The organism is Streptomyces sp. NPDC048182 (assembly GCF_043202555.1).
Lineage (GTDB): Bacteria > Actinomycetota > Actinomycetes > Streptomycetales > Streptomycetaceae > Streptomyces.
Genome location: NZ_JBIDAQ010000003.1, coordinates 400,515 through 419,055, shown reverse-complemented (window position 1 = coordinate 419,055; position 18,541 = coordinate 400,515). Strand labels below are relative to the sequence as shown.

The window sequence follows — 18,541 nt, the reverse complement described above, 5'->3', positions numbered from 1 at the left end:
TCAGACGACCGGGAACTCGCTGGTGTCGAGCGTGACGTCGAAGGGCTTCGGCAGGGTGAGGGGGTCGCCGAACTTGACGGCGCTCAGGACGCGGTAGACCTCGCCCTGGGGCTCGCCGTAGAGGGTCACGGTGGGGCCGCCGGGGGCCCAGCGGTCGACCAGGAGGTAGTACGGGATGCCGGCGGTGGCGTAGGCGGCGGGCTTGCTGACCCGGTCGTGGCGTGCGTTGGACTTCGAGGTGATCTCCACGACCAGTTCGGCGAGGCCGGCCGGGATGTGGGACCACGCCTCGGGATTCCTGCGGCGTGGCGTCACCAACAGATCTGGGGTGAGCATACCCAGGCGGGACGGAACGGCGATCGACAGCGTCTGGTAGATCCCCAGATCATCGGGAATCACCGAGTACAGGCGACGCTGAATGCGCTCAGCGATGTCATTGTGGGGCAGTGCGGGCGTGGGTGACACGGTGATGATCCCCTCGATGATCTCCACCTTGCTGCCCTCCGGCCACTCCATCTCCTCCCAGAGCCGGACAAGATCGTCCCAGCTCTGGCCCGGGTCGTGGCTGACGGTGAGTGCGCTCATGGCGGTTCTCCTATCGGTGCGTCACCGATCCCAGCATGCCGAACGGGACCGGTGGAGGTCCACCGGTCCCGTTCACCCGAATGAGGAAACCGCAGGTCAGGCGATACGTTCCCGCACCACCGGCGTCGGCGTGAACGGCGTGCCGGTCGGGGCGATGTCGTGGGAGGTCGACAGGGCTTCGAGGGCGTAGGGGAAGCGGTCGGGGGTGTCGGTGTGGAGGGTGAGGAGGGGCTGGCCGGCGGTCACGGGGTCGCCGGGCTTGGCGTGGAGTTCGATGCCCGCGCCGGCCTGCACCGGGTCCTCCTTGCGGGCGCGGCCCGCGCCGAGGCGCCAGGCGGCGACGCCGATGTCGTAGGCGTCGAGGCGGGTCAGGACGCCGGACGAGGCGGCCTTCACCACGTGCTGCTCCTTCGAGGTGGGCAGGGCGGCGTCCGGGTCGCCGCCCTGGGAGGCGATCATGCGGCGCCAGACGTCCATCGCGGAGCCGTCGGCCAGCGCCTTGGCCGGGTCGGCGTCCGGGAGGCCGGCCGCGTCGAGCATCTCGCGGGCCAGGGCGAGGCTGAGGTCCACGACGTCCGCGGGGCCGCCGCCGGCCAGGACCTCGACCGACTCGCGGACCTCCAGGGCGTTGCCGGCGGTCAGGCCGAGCGGGGTCGACATGTCGGTGAGGAGGGCGACCGTCTTCACGCCGTGGTCCGTGCCCAGGCCGACCATCGTGGAGGCCAGCTCGCGGGCGTCCTCGATGGTCTTCATGAAGGCTCCGCTGCCCACCTTCACGTCCAGGACGAGCGAGCCCGTGCCCTCGGCGATCTTCTTGGACATGATCGAAGAGGCGATCAGCGGGATCGCCTCGACCGTGCCGGTGACGTCACGCAGCGCGTAGAGCTTCTTGTCGGCCGGGGCGAGGCCGTCGCCGGCCGCGCAGATCACCGCGCCCGTCCCGTCCAGGACGGAGAGCATCTCCTCGTTGGAGAGCAGCGCCCGCCAGCCGGGGATCGACTCCAGCTTGTCCAGCGTGCCGCCGGTGTGGCCGAGGCCGCGCCCGGAGAGCTGCGGGACAGCCGCGCCGCAGGCCGCGACGAGCGGGGCCAGCGGCAGGGTGATCTTGTCGCCGACGCCGCCGGTGGAGTGCTTGTCGGCGGTCGGGCGGGACAGCGACGAGAAGTCCATGCGCTCGCCCGAGGCGATCATCGCGGCCGTCCAGCGGGCGATCTCCCGGCGGTTCATGCCGTTGAGCAGGATGGCCATCGCGAGCGCCGACATCTGCTCGTCGGCCACCTCCCCGCGGGTGTACGCGTCGATGACCCAGTCGATCTGGCTGTCGCTGAGCTCGCCGCGGTCCCGCTTGGTGCGGATGACGGAGATGACGTCCATGGCCATGCTGTGCGTTCCTTACTTGTTCGTGAGGTGGTCGGGGCCGAAGGCCTGCGGGAGCATCTCCGACAGCGGCAGGATCCCGGCCGGGGTGTCGAGCAGCAGCTCCGGGCCGCCGAACTCGAACAGCAGCTGCCGGCACCGGCCGCACGGCACGATGACCTCGCCCTGCCCGTCTACGCAGACGAAGTGCGTCAGCCGGCCCCCGCCGGTCAGCCGCAGCTGGGAGACGAGCCCGCACTCGGCGCACAGGCCGATGCCGTAGCTGGCGTTCTCCACGTTGCAGCCGGTCACCGTGCGGCCGTCGTCGACCAGGGCGGCGGCGCCGACGGCGTACCCGGAGTACGGGGCGTACGCCCGCGCCATCGCCTCGCGGGCCGCACCGCGCAGCCCGTCCCAGTCGGCGCCGGCCGTCACTTGCCCTGCCCCTTCCGGTACGGCATGCCGTCCGCCTTCGGCATCCGCAGCCGCTGCGCGGAGAGCGCGAGGACGACCAGCGTGATGACGTACGGCGTGGCCGAGACGGCCTGGTTGGGCACCGAGTCGGTGCCGGCGTACCAGGCGAAGACCAGGGCGCCGACGACGAGGGTGACGGCGGCCTTGACGTACGCCTTGCGCACCACCAGCCAGATCGCGCCGGCGAGCAGCAGCAGCGCGCCGAGCAGCAGCAGGGCGTGCACGTTGGTGGAGCCGCCGCGCAGGTTGAGGCTGTCGGTGTAGCCGAAGAGCCCGGCGCCGATGGCGAGGCCGCCCGGCATCCAGTTGCCGAAGATCATCGCCGCGAGGCCGATGTAGCCCCGGCCGCTGGTCTGGCCCTCCAGGTAGAAGGGGTTGGCCACGATGGACAGGAAGGCGCCGCCGAGGCCGGCCAGGCCGCCGGAGATGATCACGGCGAGGTACTTGTACTTGTAGACGTTGACGCCGAGCGACTCCGCCGCCACCGGGTTCTCGCCGCAGGAGCGCAGCCGCAGCCCGAACGCCGTGCGCCACAGGATCCACCAGGTGCCGGGGATCAGCGCGACGGCGATCAGGGTCAGCCAGGAGACGTTGGTGACCAGGCCGCCGAGCAGGCCGGCGATGTCCGAGATCAGGAACCAGCCCTTCTCGTTCAGGTCGACCAGCCAGCCGGACAGGCCCGGCACGGTGAAGTGGCCGAGGGAGTCGACCGGCGGGGACTGCTTGGCCGAGCCGCCCTGGTGGCCCTCGAAGGCGAGCGGGGCGAGGTAGCGGGTGGCGCCGGCGGCGAGGATGTTGATGGCGACGCCGGAGACGATGTGGTTGACGTTGAAGGTGACGGTGACGATGGCGTGCAGCAGGCCGCCGAGCGCGCCGCCGACGATACCGACGAGGACGCCGGTCCACGGGCCCCACTGGAAGCCGGCCCAGGCGCCGAACCAGGTGCCCAGGATCATCATGCCCTCGAGGCCGATGTTGACCACGCCCGCGCGCTCGGCCCACAGGCCGCCGAGACCGGCCAGGCCGATGGGCACGGCGAGCTGGAGGGCGGTGGACATCTGGCTGACGTTGGTGATGCCGTCGGCGCCGGTGATCAGGCGGACGATCGAGGTGAGCGCCAGGGCCCCGGCGATGACCAGCATCAGCACGGGCAGCGAGAGGCGGCGGCCGGTGGGCGCGGCGGGCTGCAGCGTGGGCTGGTTGAGGTCGGTCACGGTGGTCATCGGCCGGCCACCTCCTTCGTGTTGTCGGTGGCGCCGAGGACGTGTCCGGCGGCCAGCTCGGCGCCGACGCGGCGCTGCTGGCGGCGCAGGCCCCACTCGCGGACGGCCTCGTAGGAGACGACGACGGAGATGACGATCAGGCCCTGCATGATGACCGCGATCTCCTTGTCGTAGCCGTGGTAGTCCAGCTCGGGCGAGGCCTTGTCCAGCCAGGCCCACAGCAGGGCGGCCAGGGCGATGCCGACGGGGCTGTTGCGGCCGAGCAGGGCGATGCCGATGCCGAGGAAGCCGATGCCGGTGGGGAAGTTGAGGCTGTAGGTGTGCGAGTCGCCGAGCAGGATGGGCAGGCCCGCGAGGCTGGCCAGGCCGCCGGAGAGCAGCATCGCGGTGAGCACCATGCGCTTGGGGTCGACGCCGCTGGCCGCTGCGGCGGACTCGGAGGCGCCGGAGGCGCGCAGGTCGAAGCCGAACCGGGTGCGGTTGAGGACGACCCAGTAGCCGATGCCGAGCAGCACGGCGAGGATGACCAGGCCGTAGATCTCGCCGGAGGCGCCCATGTCGATGCCGGGGATCCAGCCTGAGTCGTGCATGACGCCGGTGGTGTTGTTGTTGCCGATCTTGACGCCGAAGACGTCGGGCAGCCACAGGTAGCCGATGACGGCGGTGGCGATGGCGTTGAGCATGATCGTCGCGACGACCTCGCTGACGCCCCGGGTGACCTTCAGGACGCCCGCGATGCCGGACCAGAAGGCGCCGGTGGCGACGGCGGTGAGCAGCAGCAGCGGGACCTGGAGGAAGGCCGGCAGGTCGGCGTGGGCGCCGACGACGGCGGCCATCATCGCGCCGAGCTGGTACTGGCCGTCGACGCCGATGTTGAACAGGTTCATCCGGAAGCCGATGGCGACCGCCAGGGCGGCGATGTAGTACAGCGACGCCTGGTTGATGATCAGGACCTGGATGTCGGAGAAGCCGGCCTGCTCGAACATCAGGGAGAACGGCTCGACCGGGTTCTTGCCGGAGGCGACGAGCACGATCGCGCTGAGCACGAAGGCCACGGCGAGCGCGATGACCGGTCCGGCCACCGCGAGGAGCACCCGCTCCTTGTCGAACTTCTTCATCAGCGGGCCTCGTCTTCCGGAGACTCGGGAGACTTGCGGGTCTCGGGAGACGTCGGGGTCTCGGGGGTCTCTTCGTGTTCCAGGTGGCCGGTGGCGGCGCCGGTCATGGCCGAGCCCAGCTCCTCGGGGGTGATGGTGGCGGGGTCGGCGTCCGCGACCAGCTTGCCGTCGTAGATGACGCGCAGGGTGTCGGAGAGGCCGATCAGCTCGTCCAGGTCGGCGGAGATCAGCAGCACGGCCAGGCCCTCGCGGCGGGCCGCGCGGATGTGGTCCCAGATCGCGGCCTGCGCGCCGACGTCCACGCCCCGGGTGGGGTGGGCGGCGATCAGGAAGCGCGGCCGGTGGCTCATCTCGCGGCCGACGATCAGCTTCTGCTGGTTGCCGCCGGAGAGCGAGGCGGCGGTGACGTCGATGCCGGGGGTGCGCACGTCGTACGCCTCCACGATGCGCCGGGTGTCCGCCTGGGCGCCCTTGGGGTCGAGCCAGACGCCCTTGGCGTTGGGCTGCTCGGTGACGTGGCCGAGGACGCGGTTCTCCCAGAGGGGGGCGTCCAGGAGCAGGCCGTGGCGGTGGCGGTCCTCGGGGATGTAGCCGACGCCGCGCTCACGGCGCCTGCGGGTGGGCAGGGCGGTGATGTCCTCGTCGAGGAAGCGGATGCTGCCGGAGTCGGCGGCGCGCAGGCCGATCAGGGCGTCGACCAGTTCGGTCTGGCCGTTGCCCTCGACACCGGCGATGCCGAGGACCTCGCCGGCGTGGATGGTGAAGGTGACGTCGTCCAGGAGGGCCTTGCCGCCGGGGGCCGCGAGGCGCAGCGTGTCGACGGTGAGGACGGGGCGGTCGGTGACCGTCGACTCCGCCGTCTCCGGGGTCGGCAGCTCGCTGCCCACCATCAGCTCGGCGAGCTGGCGCGGGGTGGTCTCGGCGGGCACGGCGGTGCCGACGGTGGTGCCGCGTCGGATGACGGTGATGTCGTCGGCGACGGAGAGGACCTCGCCCAGCTTGTGGGAGATGAAGATGACGGAGAGGCCCTCCGCCTTCAGCTCGCGCAGGTTGTCGAAGAGGGCGTCCACCTCCTGCGGCACCAGGACGGCGGTGGGCTCGTCCAGGATGAGGGTGGTCGCGCCCCGGTAGAGGACCTTGAGGATCTCCACGCGCTGGCGGGCGGCGACGCCCAGCTCCTCGACCAGGAGGTCGGGGCGGACGCCGAGGCCGTAGCGCTCCGACAGCTCCTGGATCTTCCTGCGGGCCCGGCCGCCGATGCCGTACAGCTTCTCGCTGCCCAGCACCACGTTCTCCAGGACCGTGAGGTTGTCGGCCAGCATGAAGTGCTGGTGGACCATGCCGATGCCGCGGGCGATGGCGTCGGCGGGCGAGGAGAGGGCGACCTGCTCGCCGTGGATCGCGATGGTGCCCTCGTCCGGCTTCTGCATGCCGTAGAGGATCTTCATCAGCGTCGACTTGCCGGCGCCGTTCTCGCCGACGAGGGCGTGGACGGTGCCCTTGCGGACGGTGAGGTGGATGTCGTGGTTGGCCACGACGCCCGGGAAGCGCTTGGTGATCCCGGCGAGTTCGACGGCGGTCGCGGAGTCGGGGACCGCCGCGGCCGGAGGGCTGCTGGACGCGTTGATGGCGCACACTCCTGGGGACGGGGGCCTTCTACGCGCGTAGCGCCCCTACGGCATCTTCGGCGGTGGCCCACCTTCTCGGCGGGGCACGGAGAGGGTGCCGTACAGGCCCCTCTCCGTGCCCCGCCGAGCGGACGCGACCCCGCCGTCACTCGCTGTGCGAACGGGTGGTGCTCAGCTGCTCTTGACCTTGATCTCGCCGCTGATGATCTTCTCCTGGGCCTTCTTGACGGCGGCCTGGAGGTCGGCGTCGCCCGCGAACTTCGGGTTCGAGGCCGCGAGGCCGACCTCGCCGGACTTCAGATCGCCCCTGACGATACCGGTCGCCGGCTTACCGTCCTTGACCGACTTCGCCAGGGTGTACACCGCCTTGGCGACGTCCTTGGTCGCGGAGGTGAGGATCGAGTCCTTGTACTTCGCGAGGGCTTCCTGCTTGTACTGGTCGGAGTCGACGCCGATCGCCCACACCTTGCCCGCGGCGGCGGCCTCGATGACACCCTGGCCGGAGAGGCCGGCGGCGGCGTACACCACGTCGGCCTTCTTCTCGATCTGGCCCTCGGCGGCGGTCTTGCCCTTGTCGGGGCTGGAGAAGCCGCCCTCCTGCGCGGTCTGCGTCAGGTACTGCGAGATGACCTTGACCTTGGGGTCGGTGTCCTTGACGCCCTGCTCGTAGCCGGCCTGGAACTTGTGGATCAGCGGGGTGTCCACGCCGCCCACGAAGCCGACAGTCTTCGACTTGCTGGACTTGGCGGCGGCGACGCCCGCGAGGTAGGACGCCTGCTCCTCCGTGAAGACCAGGTTGGCGACGTTCTTGGACTGGTTGCTGGCGTCGTCGACGATGCCGAAGGTGGTGTCCGGGAACTTCTCGGCCGCCGCCTTCATGGCGTTGGCGTACACATAGCCGATGCCGATGACCGGGTTGTAGCCCTGCTTGGCCAGCGAGACCAGGCGCTGCTCCTTGTCGGCGTCCGTCTCGCCCTCGGTGGGCTCGATGTCCTGCGTCTGGTAGCCGAACTCCTTCTTCGCCTGGTCCAGGCCCCGGAAGGCCGCGTCGTTGAAGGACTGGTCGCCCTTGCCGCCGACGTCGTAGGCGATGGCGAGGCCCTTGTCGCCCTTGCCGCCGTCCGCGGAGTCGGAGGAGGTGCCGCCGCAGGCGGAGAGGGCGAGGGCCAGGGAGGCGGTCGCCGCGCCCGCGACCGTGACCCGGGAAATCCGGCGCATGAGTGGTGCTCCTATTGGTACGAGCGCCGGATGTTCGGGCTTCGGCGCTGGCTTCGCCGCAGATTAACGCGCGTAGACCTGCCTGAAAACCCCTTCTGTCCTTCTTGTTATCCGCCCGTGAGCAACCCTCCGGGGGTGGGGCGGTGGGGCTCGCTGGGGGGTGATGAGGGGTGGCGGAGGGTGACGCGGCGCCCTCGAAGGCGTTCATGTTGGTGGCATACTTCTCTTTGTATGTCATCAACATCAAGGAGGGACGCGACGTGTCCGTGACCCAGATCGACATCGACGACGACGCCTTGGAACGCGCCATGGCCCTGTCTCAGGTCAGGACCAAGAAGGAGGCGGTCAATCTCGCCCTGCGGTACTACGCGGAGCAGCAGGAGCGCGCGGCCCGCATCAGCCGGCACTTCGATCGGGCGCGCAAGTGGGGCGCCGTCGAGGATGCCAAGCGTCTGCACGAGGCGGAGAAGCAGAACCGGTGATCTATCTGCTCGACACGTCCGGCCTGGCCCGGCTCCTGGAGGACCCGAAGTTGCAGGCGGTCTGGTACGAGGCGGTCGACGCGGGCGTGATCGCCTCGTGCTACGTCCAGCGCGCCGAGTTCCTCTACAGCGCTCGCAGCGGCGACGAGTACGACGAGATCACGGAGATGTTCTCCGACCTCTACCCCGACGTGCCGGTGCCCAAGAACGCGGGCAGGTGGATCGGTGCGGTGCAGCACCGGATGGCCCGTGCCGGTGAGCACCGCAGCGCTTCGGCGGTGGATCTCGTCATCGCCGCCACGGCCGCCCATCACGGCCTGACTGTTCTGCACGACGACGCCGACTTCCGCACCGTCGCCCGGCACGCGTCCGATCTGGACGAGCACAACGTTCGTCAGGTCGTTTGAGGACGCGTGCGCGGGCGGGCAGGCCGGGGGTGGTCGGTCTGCCCGCCCGCTTCAAGGGGGTCACTTACTCGGACTTCACCTTGATCGTGCCGTCGGTGATGCCCTGCTTGGCCTTGTCGACCGCTTCCTTGGCGCCCGGGACCGTGGCGAACTTCGGGTTGCTCTCGGAGAGGCCCACGCCGCCCGACTTCAGGTCGAAGGTCTGGGTGCCGGTGAGCGGCTTGCCGTCCTTGACCGACTTGGCCAGGGCGTAGACCGCGGAGTCGACGCCCTTGAGGGCGGAGGTGAGGATCGAGTCCTTGTACTTCGCGAGGGCTTCCTGCTTGTACTGGTCGGAGTCGACGCCGATCGCCCAGATCTTCGCCTTGGCGGCGGCCTCGATGACGCCCTGGCCGGAGAGGCCGGCGGCGGCGTAGATCACGTCGGCCTTCTTCTCGATCTGGCCCTCGGCAGCGGTCTTGCCCTTGTCCGGGCTGGAGAAGCCGCCCTCCTGCGCGGTCTGCGTCAGGTACTGGGAGACGACCTTGACGCTGGGGTCGGTGTCCTTGACGCCCTGCTCGTAGCCCGCCTGGAACTTGTGGATCAGCGGGGTGTCCACACCGCCGACGAAGCCGACCGTCTTGGTCTTGGTGGCCTTGGCCGCGGCCACACCGACGAGGTAGGACGCCTCGTTCTCGGCGAAGACGAGGTCGGCGAGGTTCTTCGTCTGGATGCTGGCGTCGTCGACGATGCCGAAGGTGGTCTTCGGGTACTTCGCCGCCGCCTGCTTCATCGCGGTCGCGTAGACGTAGCCGATGCCGATGACCGGGTTGTAGCCCTGCTTGGCCAGCGAGACCAGGCGCTGCTCCTTGTCGGCGTCCGTCTCGCCCTCGGTGGGCTCGATGTCCGACGTCTGGTAGCCGAACTCCTTCTTCGCGCGCTCCAGGCCACGGAAGGCGGCGTCGTTGAAGGACTGGTCGCCCTTGCCGCCGACGTCGTAGGCGATGGCGAGGCCCTTGTCGCCCTTGTCGCCGCTGTCACTGCTCGTGCCGCCGCAGGCCGAGGCGGCGAGGGCGAGTGACGCGACGCCCACCGCGGTGCGGGTCAGGCGTGAGATCCGACGCATCCGAAGTTCCCCATTCTCCAAAGACCCGCAGTGGGCGCTCGGTTGGGCGCGAGATTAACGCGCGTAGAACCTCCTGGGAACGGGGTTCCTGGGGGCCGTTATCCATTCGTGCCGATGGGTGGTTACGGGCGTGTTACTGGGGTCAGGGTCCCCCTGCGCCGGGGGCGTCGCAACCGGGGGTCGGCTGCCGGGGGGGCGTGTGCAGATGGCGGTACTGCAACGCCCCAGGGGCGCGGGGCTGTGTCGATTTGCGGCTCCGCCGCGTGGGCGCGACCAGCCACGACGTGCCCGCGGCCGGACGACTACTGGACCGCGTCGATCAGGGCCGCGGCCGTGAACAACTCCACGCCCACCGTGATCGCGTGCTCGTCCACGTCGAAGTCGCCCTGGTGGAGGTCGCGGACCGTCCGCTCGCCCGGGGGGCGGACGCCGAGGCGGGCCATGGCGCCGGGGACGTGCTCCAGGTACCAGGAGAAGTCCTCCCCGCCGAGGCTCTGCTCGGTCGGCTCCACGGACTCCGTGCCGCGCCGGGCGACCATCGCGGCCTGGAGGAGCTCCGTGCTGGTCACCTCGTTGACCACCGGGGGGACCCCGCGCACGTAGGTGATCTCGGACTTGGCCCGGTGCAGCCCGGCCACCTCGTCGATCGCGGCGACCACCGCGTCCGGCGCCTGCCGCCAGGTCTCCAGGTCGAGGCAGCGCACGGTGCCCGCCAGCTCCGCGTGCTGCGGGATGACGTTCGGCGCGTGCCCCGACTCGATGCGGCCCCAGGTCATGGCGAGGCCGCCCCGGCTGTCCAGGCGGCGCGCGATGAGCGCGGGGACGTCCACCGCGACGCGGGCGGCGGCGGTGACCAGGTCGGTGGTCAGGTGGGGGCGCGCGGTGTGCCCGCCCGGGCCGGCGAGGGAGACCTCCAGGCGGTCGCAGGCGGAGGTGATGGGGCCGACCCGCAGACCGACCTTCCCGGCGTCCACCCTGGGGTCGCAGTGCACGGCGAGGATGCGCCGCACCCCGTCGAGCGCGCCGCCCTCGACCGCGTCGGCGGCGCCGCCGGGCAGCACCTCCTCGGCGGGCTGGAAGATCAGCCGCACGGGGCGGGGCAGCCGGCCCTCGGCGTGCAGGGCGGCGAGGACCAGGCCGGTGCCGAGGACGACCGTGGTGTGCACGTCGTGCCCGCAGGCGTGGGCGCGGTCGGGCACGATCGAGCGGTACGCGCACTCGGTCTTGGTGTCCGGGATGGGCAGCGCGTCGATGTCGGCGCGCAGCGCGAGCATCCGGGGCCCGCCGGCCCACTGGCCGGAGTCGGTGCCGATGTCGCAGATCAGGCCGGTGCCGACGGGCAGCACGCGCGGCTTCAGGCCGGCCCGCTCGAGCCGCTCCTTGATCGCCGCGGTGGTGCGGAACTCCTGGTTGCCCAGCTCCGGATGCATGTGCAGGTCGCGGCGGAAGGCCACGAGTTCGGCGCGCAGCGCCTCGGGCAGCGCGCCGGGGAGCGCGCCACCCTCCGGAGAATCGGCCTCGGACTCTGGGGACATCAGCTGGTTCACCCTCTGAAGGGTAGGACGCCCGAGCGCCCGATCGCCTGGCGATCACCGAAATTCAGTCCGTCAGGGGAAGAATTCCCGGCCGTCCTACGCATAGCTGTCGACTGGCGTGGGTATGCTCGCCCGTCTTTCCCGGCCGGGTCACCCGCCGCCCGCTTCTCTCCCACGCATATCACGCCACCCCCGTCCCACGCGCCCTCGTCCAACTGCCGGACGACCGATCCGCGAGCGCGCCTCAGCCGACCGCCAGCGCCGACAGCCGGTGCACGTCCCGCGCCGAGCCCGTCACGCCGGACAGAAAACCGCGGGCCCGCGGCGAGGCGTGCCGGGTGAGCCACTCGGGGTCGACGTCGCACACCGCGACCCGGACCCCCGTGCCGGCCAGGGCCAGCGGCAGGGTGTGCACCACGGTGGAGGGGAAGCTGAGCACGGTGCGGCCGACCGGGCCGCGCCGGGCGATGAGCTCCAGCGGCAGGTCGGGGCGGACGATCTGCAGCCCCGTCTCCACCGCCAGCCGGTGCAGCTTCTCGGAGCTCTCCCGGCGGTGGGCGAAGTAGCGGGTCGCCCCGTGGGCCTTGGCCAGGCCCCGCACGGCGTCCACGTACCGGTCGCCGTCCACCACGCCGGTCTCCACCAGCGAGGTGCCGACCAGGTCGGCGCCCCTGGTGATGCGGGGCGGCCCGAAGCGGGCGCGGGTCCAGGCGAAGTCGTTGGCGGTGACGGTGACGCCGTCGGGGACGTCCGGTATCGGCATCGCGGAGAAGACCGCGACCCGGCGCTCCCCGCCCTCGACCGGGGTGAGGCGGCGCCGGGCGGAGGCGGAAACCGGGGCGAAGAGCAGGTCGCGGGGGCCCGGCCGGCCGCCCTTGCGGTGCCAGCGCACCAGGCGTTCGGCGCGGGCGAGCTGGCCGACGAACTCCATGGTGGCGGTGCCGTCGTCCACCACGACCAGCTCGGCGGCCCGGGTGAGGGTGAGCAGCAGTTGGACGTAGCGGGAGAACGGGTCGCCGATGACGACCCGGTCGGCGCGCCGCAGCGGGCCGGTCAGCCCGCCGACGGTGCGGAAGGGCGCGGTGGCCCCGCCCCGCGCCTCCTCCCAGCGCACCTCGTGGCCCTCCTGCCGGGCGAGCCCCGCCATCCGGCGCAGCTGGCCGCGGGTCATCGGGTCGACGGGCGAGAGGACGACGAGGGTGAGCTGCCCCGCGCCGGACGCCGGGGGGTGCGCGTGCGCCCACTCCAGCACGTTGAGGAGCTGGACCGGGCTCTCCACGAAGGCGAGCGTGCGGGGGCCGGCGTCGCCGGCGCGGGTGCTCATCGGTACGGGACCGTCCCAGGATCGGGGGTGTCGGGGATGCTCAGACGTTGACGGGCTCGCCGGCCGCCGCGGCGATGTCCGCCTCGGCGACGACGCCGGGCACGCGGCGCAGCTTCTTCATCGGGCCCAGCTCGGACTCGTAGACCTTCTTGACGCCGTCGCCCAGGGATGCCTCGATGGTGCGGATGTCGCGGACCAGGCGGGTCAGGCCCTGCGGCTCGACGGAGGCGGCCTGGTCGGAGCCCCACATGGCGCGGTCGAGGGTGATGTGCCGCTCCACGAAGGTGGCGCCGAGGGCGACGGCGGCGAGGGTGGTCTGCAGGCCGGTCTCGTGGCCGGAGTAGCCGATCGGGACGTTCGGGTACTCCTGCTGGAGGGTGTTGATGACCCGCAGGTTCAGCTCCTCGGCCTTGGCCGGGTAGGTGGAGGTGGCGTGGCAGAGCAGGATGTTGGCGCTGCCGAGCACCTCGACGGCGTGCCGGATCTGCTGCGGGGTGGACATGCCGGTGGACAGGATGACGGTGCGGCCGGTGGCGCGCAGGGCGCGCAGCAGCTCGTCGTCGGTGAGCGAGGCGGAGGCGACCTTGTGGGCGGGGACGTCGAACTTCTCCAGGAAGGCGACGGCCTCGGTGTCCCACGGGGAGGCGAACCAGGCGATGTCCTTGGACTTGCAGTACTCGTCGATCTGGCGGTACTCGTCCTCGCCGAACTCCACGCGGTGGCGGTAGTCGATGTAGGTCATGCGGCCCCAGGGGGTGTCGCGCTCGATGTCCCACTGGTCGCGCGGGGTGCAGATCTCCGGGGTGCGCTTCTGGAACTTGACGGCGTCGCAGCCGGCCTCGGCGGCGGCGTCGATCAGCCGGAAGGCGTTGTCGAGGTCGCCGTTGTGGTTGATGCCGATCTCGCCGGTGACGTAGACGGGGCGGCCGGGGCCGGCCTCGCGGGTGCCGAAGGTGCGGATGCGGGAGTCGGTGCTGGTCATGACGGGGGTTCCTTACCTGTACGAGGGTGGTGGTGGGGGGGTTGGTGTGGTTCAGGAGGCGTCGAGGGAGGGGCCGAGGAGCCAGCCGGCGATCTCGCGGACCGCGCCGGCCCCGCCCGCGACCGCGGTGACGGCGCGGGCGGCGCCGCGCACCGCGTCGTGGGCGCCGGCGACCGCCACCGGCCAGCCGACGAGGGCGAAGCAGGGCAGGTCGTTGACGTCGTTGCCGACGTAGAGGACGCGCTCGGGGGCGACGCCCTGCTCCTCGCACCACTGCTTGAGGGCGAGGTCCTTGCGGTCGATGCCGTGCAGCACCGGGACGCGCAGCTTGCGGGCGCGGGCGGCGACGACCGGGTTGACCTCGGTGGAGAGGATCAGCGGGGTGAGACCGGCGCGGCGCAGGGCGGCGATGCCCAGGCCGTCGCCGCGGTGCACGGCGACCGTCTCGTGGCCGTCCTGGTCGATCCACACCCGGTCGTCGGTCTGGGTGCCGTCGAAGTCGAGGACCACCGCGTCGACGTCGGCCCGGGTCGGCAGCGCGCCGGGGCGGGCCGCGTCGTGCAGCGGGGCGAGGGCGCGGGCGCGGGCCAGGTCGTGCGGGTCGTCGATCTCCAGGACCCGGGCCGGGTCGGTGCGCACCAGGTCGGTGCGGCCGAAGAAGCGGTGCCGGTGGGTGCGGAAGCCGGCGGCGTCCATCGCGTAGGCGGCGCCGGTCTCCAGGAGGTCCTGGGGGCGGTCCTGGCGGCGGGGGCGGTGGGCCTTGTCGTGGTTGACGCCGGTGCCGCCCGCGTCGGGGGTGTCGCCGTCGCGCCAGACGAAGCCGTGGAAGGCGGCCACGGTGACGGCGGTGTCGGCGCCGGCCTCCACGACGGCGGCGGCCACCCCGTCGACGTCGGCGCGGGTCAGGAAGGGGCTGGTGCACTGCACGAGCAGCACCACGTCGACCGGGGCGCCGTGCAGCGCCTCGTGGGCGTCCAGGGCGTGCAGGACGGCGGCCTCGGAGGTGGCGGTGTCGCCGGCGATGGCGGCGGGCCGCAGCACGACCTCGGCGCCGGCCTCGCGGGCGGCGGTGGCGATGGCCTGGTCGTCGGTGGACACGACGACGTCGGTCACCAGGCGGCCGGCCAGGCACTCGCGCACGGCGCGCGCCACCAGCGGGACACCGCCGACGGGGGCGAGGTTCTTCGCGGGGACGCCCTTCGATCCGCCGCGGGCGGGGATCACGGCGAGCACCCGGCGCACGGCGGCGGCGCGTCCCGCTACGGGTTCTGACATGGGGTCTGCTCCTTGCGAGGGGGTCACGGCCCGGGGCGCGGTCACAGCTCGGGGCGCGCTCACAGCTCGCCCATCCGCCGGATGACGGGGGCGACACGCTGCACGCCGTGCCGGTAGGCGCCGCGGGCGGCCCGGCGCACGACCTGCCGGACGGGGCCCGGGGCCCGGTCGGCGGCGGGCGCGCCCGGCAGTGGGGCACCGTCGGGGGCGAGGTGGTGGCGGGCGAGGATGCCGGGCAGATAGCCGGGCGCGGTCTCGGGGCTGTAGTAGGGCTTCAGGGGCGGCAGTCCGCCGGGCCCGGCGAGCAGCTCGGCGATGCGCTCGCGGGCCGCGTCGAAGGCGCCGGAGGCGCGGACGCCCTGCCGGGCCACCCACTCCTCGTCCGGCACCGGCCGGTGCCCGGCGTCCAGTTGCTCCCACGAGGCGAGGCACCCGGAGCCGGTGAAGTGGTGGTTGCCGAGCGCCTCGCGGACGCCGAGGTCGGTGAGGACGGCGGTGGGGATGCCCCGGTGCAGGGACTCCAGGGCGGCGGTGGAGCTGACCGTGACCAGCAGGTCGGTGCGGTCGAGGACCTCACCCATGTGCCCGTACACCAGCCGGAAGTTGGCAGGCACGTCCGTGCCCCGGACCAGCTTCTGGTACGGCAGCTCCTCGATGTGCGTGGTGTGCTCGCCGGGCCGGGAGCGCAGCTTGAGCAGCACCTCGCGCTCGGGGTGGCGGCGGGCGTGCCCGACGAGGCGGTCCAGGAGGTACTCCCGGTCGCGCCGGCTCTCCGGCACGGAGGGCTGGGCGGCGAAGACCACCGTGTACGGGTCGTGCGCCCCGGTGTAGGGCGCGCCGCCGAGGAAGGGCAGCGCCACCTCGGTCACCGAGGTGGCGTCGGCACCGACCCCCTCGTACACCGCCCGGAAACGCTCCGCGTCCTGGCGGGAGTTGGCGAGGACGAGGTCGGCGCCGTGCCGCAGCAGCAGGCCGTCGGTGAGCTTCTCGTAGACGACCCCGACGTACCCGGTGACGACCACCGGCCGGTCGGCGCGGTCCGCCCAGGCGTGCCGCAGGCCGTGCAGCACCGCCTGCACGCCGCCGCCGACCAGGGCGAGGACGAGCAGGTCGCAGGGCTCCTCGGCCATCGCGCGCAGGAACTCGGCGGCGCTGACCTCGCGGAGCGAGTCGGCGTCGACGCCGACCTCGCTGAGCTGGCGGGCGGTGGGGGTGGCTCGGCCCCGCAGGAGGTGGCCGTCCAGGCGGATGTCCGCACCCTTGGGGGCGAGGCGGGACGCGGTGAGCGCGCCCCACTTCCACCGGGTGTCGGAATCCGCGAGCACGGCGACTCGCAGGACCTTCGTTGCACTTGCTGGCACGCCGCAGACGCTAGGAAGCCATTTCGAGGAACCGCCCAATGCGAGTCCAACAAAAGGTGAACAGCGCCCCGCCGGAGAGCGAAACGGGCCGCCGCACGGCCCGGGGCACGCGGGTGACACGGCCTGGACGCCGGGTGTTCACCTCCTGTGCGGGCGGCGGCAAGGCGGCATGCCGGGCCACCGCCTAACGTCCCGGGCGTGCCCAAGCTCTCCGTCATCGTGCCGTGCTTCAACGTCCGCCCGTACGCCCCCGACACCCTGCGCGGTCTGCGCGCCAACGCGCGGGACGACATCGAGTTCCTGCTCGTCGACGACGGCTCGACCGACGGGACCGCCGACCTGCTGGCCCGCGCCGCCCGCGACCTGCCGGGCGCGGTCCTGCTGACCCACCCGCGCAACCGCGGGATCGCCGCCGCCCGCAACACCGGCGTCGACCGGGCGCGCGGTGAGTGGCTGGCCTTCCTGGACGGCGACGACTGGCCGGCCCCGGGACACTACGGCCGCCTGCTGGCCGCCGCCGAACGGCTCGGCTGCGACTTCCTGCGCACCGACCACGTGCGCGTCACGGGCCGGACCCGCACGATCGTCCGGGTGCCGCACGGCCGCCGGGACGCGGTGCTCAGCCCGCGCGAGGCGATCCTGCCGGCCCACCGCTCGACCTCCGTGGACTACGCCTACGCCTGGGCCGGCGTCTTCCACCGCCGGCTGGCCGAGCGGGGCCTGCTGCGCTTCACGGAAGAGCTGCGCACGGCCGAGGACCGGCCCTGGATCTGGCGGCTGCACCGGGAGGCGGACTCCTTCGCGGTGACGGGGCTGCTCGGCGTCTTCTACCGGCGCGGGGTGGCGTCCTCGCTCACCCGCGCCAAGGACGACCGCCAACTGGACTTCCTGCCCGCCTACGACGAACTCCTGGCCGGCGTCGCGGCCGACCCGGACGCCGCCGCGCTGCTCCCGAAGGCGGTACGCGGCTACTGCGCCGTCATCGACCACCACCTGACCTCCGCCGGGCGCTACGAGCCCGCCGTGGCCCGGCGCCTGACGGCGGGCGCCGCCGCCGCGCTGCGCCGGATGCCGCAGGACGTGCTGGACGCGGCGCTCGGGGCGATGGACCCGGGGCGCGCGGCGCGGTTGCGGCGGCTGCGGCGCCGGGAGGTGGCCGCGTGAGCGCCCAGGTCCTCCTCGCGTCCTCGGCGCGCGGCGCGGTGCTGCTCGCCGCCGCCCTCGACGCGGGCTGCCTCGGCCCGGCGGGGCGTCGGGTGCTGGTCCTCGGCGAGGAGGCGGCGGCGCCGGGCCTCGGCGACCTGCTGGGGGCGCGGGTCGACGCTGTGGTGCCCTGGCGGGAGGCGCTCGGGGCCGGGGAGTGGTCGCCTCGGGCGGACGACGTGCCGCTCTGGGAGCGGTACCTGCGCCTCGCGTGGGGCCTCGGCGAGGAGCGGGTGGCGCTCGCCGTGGAGTCGGTGGAGACGGGCCCGGGGCTCGCCCTGGCCCAGGTCTTCGTGGACGCCCCGCTGACCGTGTACGCGGCCGACGCCCGCGCCTACGGGCCCACCCGGGGCAAGCTCGACCCGCTGATCGGCACCCGCGTGGAGCGGCTGCTCCACCTGGACCTGGTGCCGGGGCTCGCGCCGCTGCTGCTGAGCGAGTTCGGGGTGGGCGTGGAGGCGGTGTCGGCGAAGGCGTACACCGGGGTGCTGGCGGAGATGGCGGAGGCGGCGGATGACGTGCCGTCGACCGAGGGGGCAGTGCTGCTGCTCGGCGACGGCAGCGATGAGGCGCTCTACCCGCGGTTGCTGGCCGGGGCGGCCGCCCTCAGCTACACCCGGGCGGTCCTCGCGCCCCACGACGGCACACCGGTCCCGTCGGCGGCGGCACCCGGCCTGACGCTCACGGTCGCCGCCCCGGCGGCCCTCCCCGAGGTGCTGTTCGCCCGGTCCCGCCCCGCCCTGGTCGTCGGCCGCTCCTCCCCCGCCCTGCTCACCGCCGCCGCGCTGTACGGACTGCCGGTGGCCAGGACCGGCACCGAGGCGCTGCTGGAGCGCCTGACGCCGTACGAGCACCCCGACCGCGTCCCGCTGACCCTGCTGGACGCCCTGCTGCCCGACCTCGCCGGCGGCGCGCGGCCGGACGTGGACGTGGCGGCGCTGGTCCGGGCGGTCGGCTTCGTGGCGCGGCCCCGGGTGCTGCCCGAGCTGCGTCCGGCGGCGGAGGCGTACCTGCGTGCCGCGCCGGCCGCCGCGCGGTACTTCCCCCGGCGGCGCCTTGCCGCGCTGGGCCTGCCCGGGGGGCTCCCGGCGGGGCTGGCGGTGCTGTCGCACGGGGCGGCGGCGCGGCGGGTGGTGCGGCGGGCGCGGGCGGTGGGGCGGTCGCTGGGGCGGTGAGGGGCGCAAGGGCTGCGGGGCGCGTGACGCTTCGCGCGGTCACATTGCGCGATTCGTGCGATATTCGGTCCACCACATCGAATGATTCAC

The 18,541-nt window shown here is 72.8% G+C and carries 17 protein-coding genes; 4 read left to right on the top strand and 13 right to left on the bottom strand.

Features of this window, described 5'->3' with window-relative positions:
• The 7 genes from ACGFZL_RS08025 to ACGFZL_RS07995 form a co-directional block, all read right to left on the bottom strand.
• Complete coding sequence (locus ACGFZL_RS08025) at positions 1-585, bottom strand: Uma2 family endonuclease (protein ID WP_393690076.1); 585 nt, start codon at positions 583-585, stop codon at positions 1-3.
• Between the two features lie 96 nt (positions 586-681).
• Positions 682-1,959: a thymidine phosphorylase gene (locus ACGFZL_RS08020; RefSeq protein ID WP_393690201.1), complete on the bottom strand. Its 1,278-nt coding sequence runs from the start codon at positions 1,957-1,959 to the stop codon at positions 682-684.
• Positions 1,960-1,977: 18 nt separating this feature from the next.
• Positions 1,978-2,376, bottom strand: a complete 399-nt coding sequence (locus ACGFZL_RS08015; RefSeq protein ID WP_393690075.1) for a cytidine deaminase — start codon at positions 2,374-2,376, stop codon at positions 1,978-1,980.
• On the bottom strand, positions 2,373-3,638 hold the full coding sequence (locus ACGFZL_RS08010; RefSeq protein ID WP_355167925.1) for an ABC transporter permease: 1,266 nt from the start codon (positions 3,636-3,638) through the stop codon (positions 2,373-2,375). Before ACGFZL_RS08010 ends, ACGFZL_RS08015 begins: the two co-directional genes overlap by 4 nt.
• On the bottom strand, positions 3,635-4,756 hold the full coding sequence (locus tag ACGFZL_RS08005) for an ABC transporter permease (protein ID WP_393690074.1): 1,122 nt from the start codon (positions 4,754-4,756) through the stop codon (positions 3,635-3,637). Before ACGFZL_RS08005 ends, ACGFZL_RS08010 begins: the two co-directional genes overlap by 4 nt.
• Entirely contained in the window at positions 4,756-6,393 is a 1,638-nt protein-coding gene (locus ACGFZL_RS08000; protein WP_355167921.1) for an ABC transporter ATP-binding protein, read from the bottom strand. Before ACGFZL_RS08000 ends, ACGFZL_RS08005 begins: the two co-directional genes overlap by 1 nt.
• A 162-nt stretch (positions 6,394-6,555) precedes the next feature.
• Positions 6,556-7,602 carry a BMP family protein gene (locus tag ACGFZL_RS07995; protein ID WP_393690073.1) on the bottom strand — a complete coding sequence of 349 codons (1,047 nt, stop codon included), beginning with the start codon at positions 7,600-7,602 and terminating at the stop codon, positions 6,556-6,558.
• Between the two features lie 260 nt (positions 7,603-7,862).
• Here ACGFZL_RS07995 and ACGFZL_RS07990 point away from each other — a divergent pair, with 260 nt between their 5' ends.
• Together ACGFZL_RS07990 and ACGFZL_RS07985 are read left to right on the top strand one after the other, a co-directional pair.
• Positions 7,863-8,084 (top strand): type II toxin-antitoxin system VapB family antitoxin, encoded by a 222-nt coding sequence (locus tag ACGFZL_RS07990; protein ID WP_393690072.1) that lies wholly within the window; start codon positions 7,863-7,865, stop codon positions 8,082-8,084.
• Positions 8,081-8,491, top strand: coding sequence for a PIN domain-containing protein (locus ACGFZL_RS07985; protein ID WP_393690071.1), 411 nt, complete (start codon positions 8,081-8,083; stop codon positions 8,489-8,491). The genes ACGFZL_RS07990 and ACGFZL_RS07985 overlap by 4 nt, the downstream gene beginning before the upstream one ends.
• 64 nt (positions 8,492-8,555) lie before the next feature.
• Here the strand turns inward: ACGFZL_RS07985 and ACGFZL_RS07980 are convergent, their stop codons facing one another.
• From ACGFZL_RS07980 to ACGFZL_RS07955, 6 genes are all read right to left on the bottom strand, one after another.
• Complete coding sequence (locus tag ACGFZL_RS07980; protein WP_393690070.1) at positions 8,556-9,596, bottom strand: BMP family protein; 1,041 nt, start codon at positions 9,594-9,596, stop codon at positions 8,556-8,558.
• A 302-nt stretch (positions 9,597-9,898) separates the two neighbouring features.
• Positions 9,899-11,131, bottom strand: coding sequence for a M20 family metallopeptidase (locus ACGFZL_RS07975; protein WP_393690200.1), 1,233 nt, complete (start codon positions 11,129-11,131; stop codon positions 9,899-9,901).
• 244 nt (positions 11,132-11,375) lie between these two features.
• On the bottom strand, positions 11,376-12,455 hold the full coding sequence (locus tag ACGFZL_RS07970) for a hypothetical protein (protein ID WP_393690069.1): 1,080 nt from the start codon (positions 12,453-12,455) through the stop codon (positions 11,376-11,378).
• Between the two features lie 40 nt (positions 12,456-12,495).
• Positions 12,496-13,437 (bottom strand): N-acetylneuraminate synthase family protein, encoded by a 942-nt coding sequence (locus ACGFZL_RS07965; protein WP_355167914.1) that lies wholly within the window; start codon positions 13,435-13,437, stop codon positions 12,496-12,498.
• A gap of 51 nt (positions 13,438-13,488) precedes the next feature.
• A complete protein-coding gene (locus ACGFZL_RS07960; protein WP_393690068.1) occupies positions 13,489-14,712 on the bottom strand; it encodes a cytidylyltransferase domain-containing protein in 1,224 nt (407 codons plus the stop codon).
• Positions 14,713-14,771: 59 nt separating this feature from the next.
• Positions 14,772-16,073 (bottom strand): DUF6716 putative glycosyltransferase, encoded by a 1,302-nt coding sequence (locus ACGFZL_RS07955; RefSeq protein ID WP_393690067.1) that lies wholly within the window; start codon positions 16,071-16,073, stop codon positions 14,772-14,774.
• Positions 16,074-16,271: 198 nt separating this feature from the next.
• On the opposite strand from ACGFZL_RS07955, the gene ACGFZL_RS07950 reads away from it, so the two are divergent.
• Positions 16,272-17,237 (top strand): glycosyltransferase family 2 protein, encoded by a 966-nt coding sequence (locus ACGFZL_RS07950; RefSeq protein WP_393690066.1) that lies wholly within the window; start codon positions 16,272-16,274, stop codon positions 17,235-17,237.
• Positions 17,234-18,451 carry a hypothetical protein gene (locus tag ACGFZL_RS07945; protein ID WP_393690065.1) on the top strand — a complete coding sequence of 406 codons (1,218 nt, stop codon included), beginning with the start codon at positions 17,234-17,236 and terminating at the stop codon, positions 18,449-18,451. Before ACGFZL_RS07950 ends, ACGFZL_RS07945 begins: the two co-directional genes overlap by 4 nt.
• The last annotated feature ends 90 nt before the right edge of the window (positions 18,452-18,541 follow it).

Excerpts from the sequence above, each read along its gene's own strand:
- ACGFZL_RS08025 (WP_393690076.1), bottom strand. The coding sequence starts at position 585 with ATGAGCGCACTCACCGTCAGCCACGACCCGGGCCAGAGCTGGGACGAT.
- ACGFZL_RS08020 (WP_393690201.1), bottom strand. The coding sequence starts at position 1,959 with ATGGACGTCATCTCCGTCATCCGCACCAAGCGGGACCGCGGCGAGCTC.
- ACGFZL_RS08010 (WP_355167925.1), bottom strand. The coding sequence starts at position 3,638 with ATGACCACCGTGACCGACCTCAACCAGCCCACGCTGCAGCCCGCCGCG.
- ACGFZL_RS08005 (WP_393690074.1), bottom strand. The coding sequence starts at position 4,756 with ATGAAGAAGTTCGACAAGGAGCGGGTGCTCCTCGCGGTGGCCGGACCG.
- ACGFZL_RS07995 (WP_393690073.1), bottom strand. The coding sequence starts at position 7,602 with ATGCGCCGGATTTCCCGGGTCACGGTCGCGGGCGCGGCGACCGCCTCC.
- ACGFZL_RS07980 (WP_393690070.1), bottom strand. The coding sequence starts at position 9,596 with ATGCGTCGGATCTCACGCCTGACCCGCACCGCGGTGGGCGTCGCGTCA.
- ACGFZL_RS07975 (WP_393690200.1), bottom strand. The coding sequence starts at position 11,131 with ATGTCCCCAGAGTCCGAGGCCGATTCTCCGGAGGGTGGCGCGCTCCCC.
- ACGFZL_RS07970 (WP_393690069.1), bottom strand. The coding sequence starts at position 12,455 with ATGAGCACCCGCGCCGGCGACGCCGGCCCCCGCACGCTCGCCTTCGTG.
- ACGFZL_RS07965 (WP_355167914.1), bottom strand. The coding sequence starts at position 13,437 with ATGACCAGCACCGACTCCCGCATCCGCACCTTCGGCACCCGCGAGGCC.
- ACGFZL_RS07960 (WP_393690068.1), bottom strand. The coding sequence starts at position 14,712 with ATGTCAGAACCCGTAGCGGGACGCGCCGCCGCCGTGCGCCGGGTGCTC.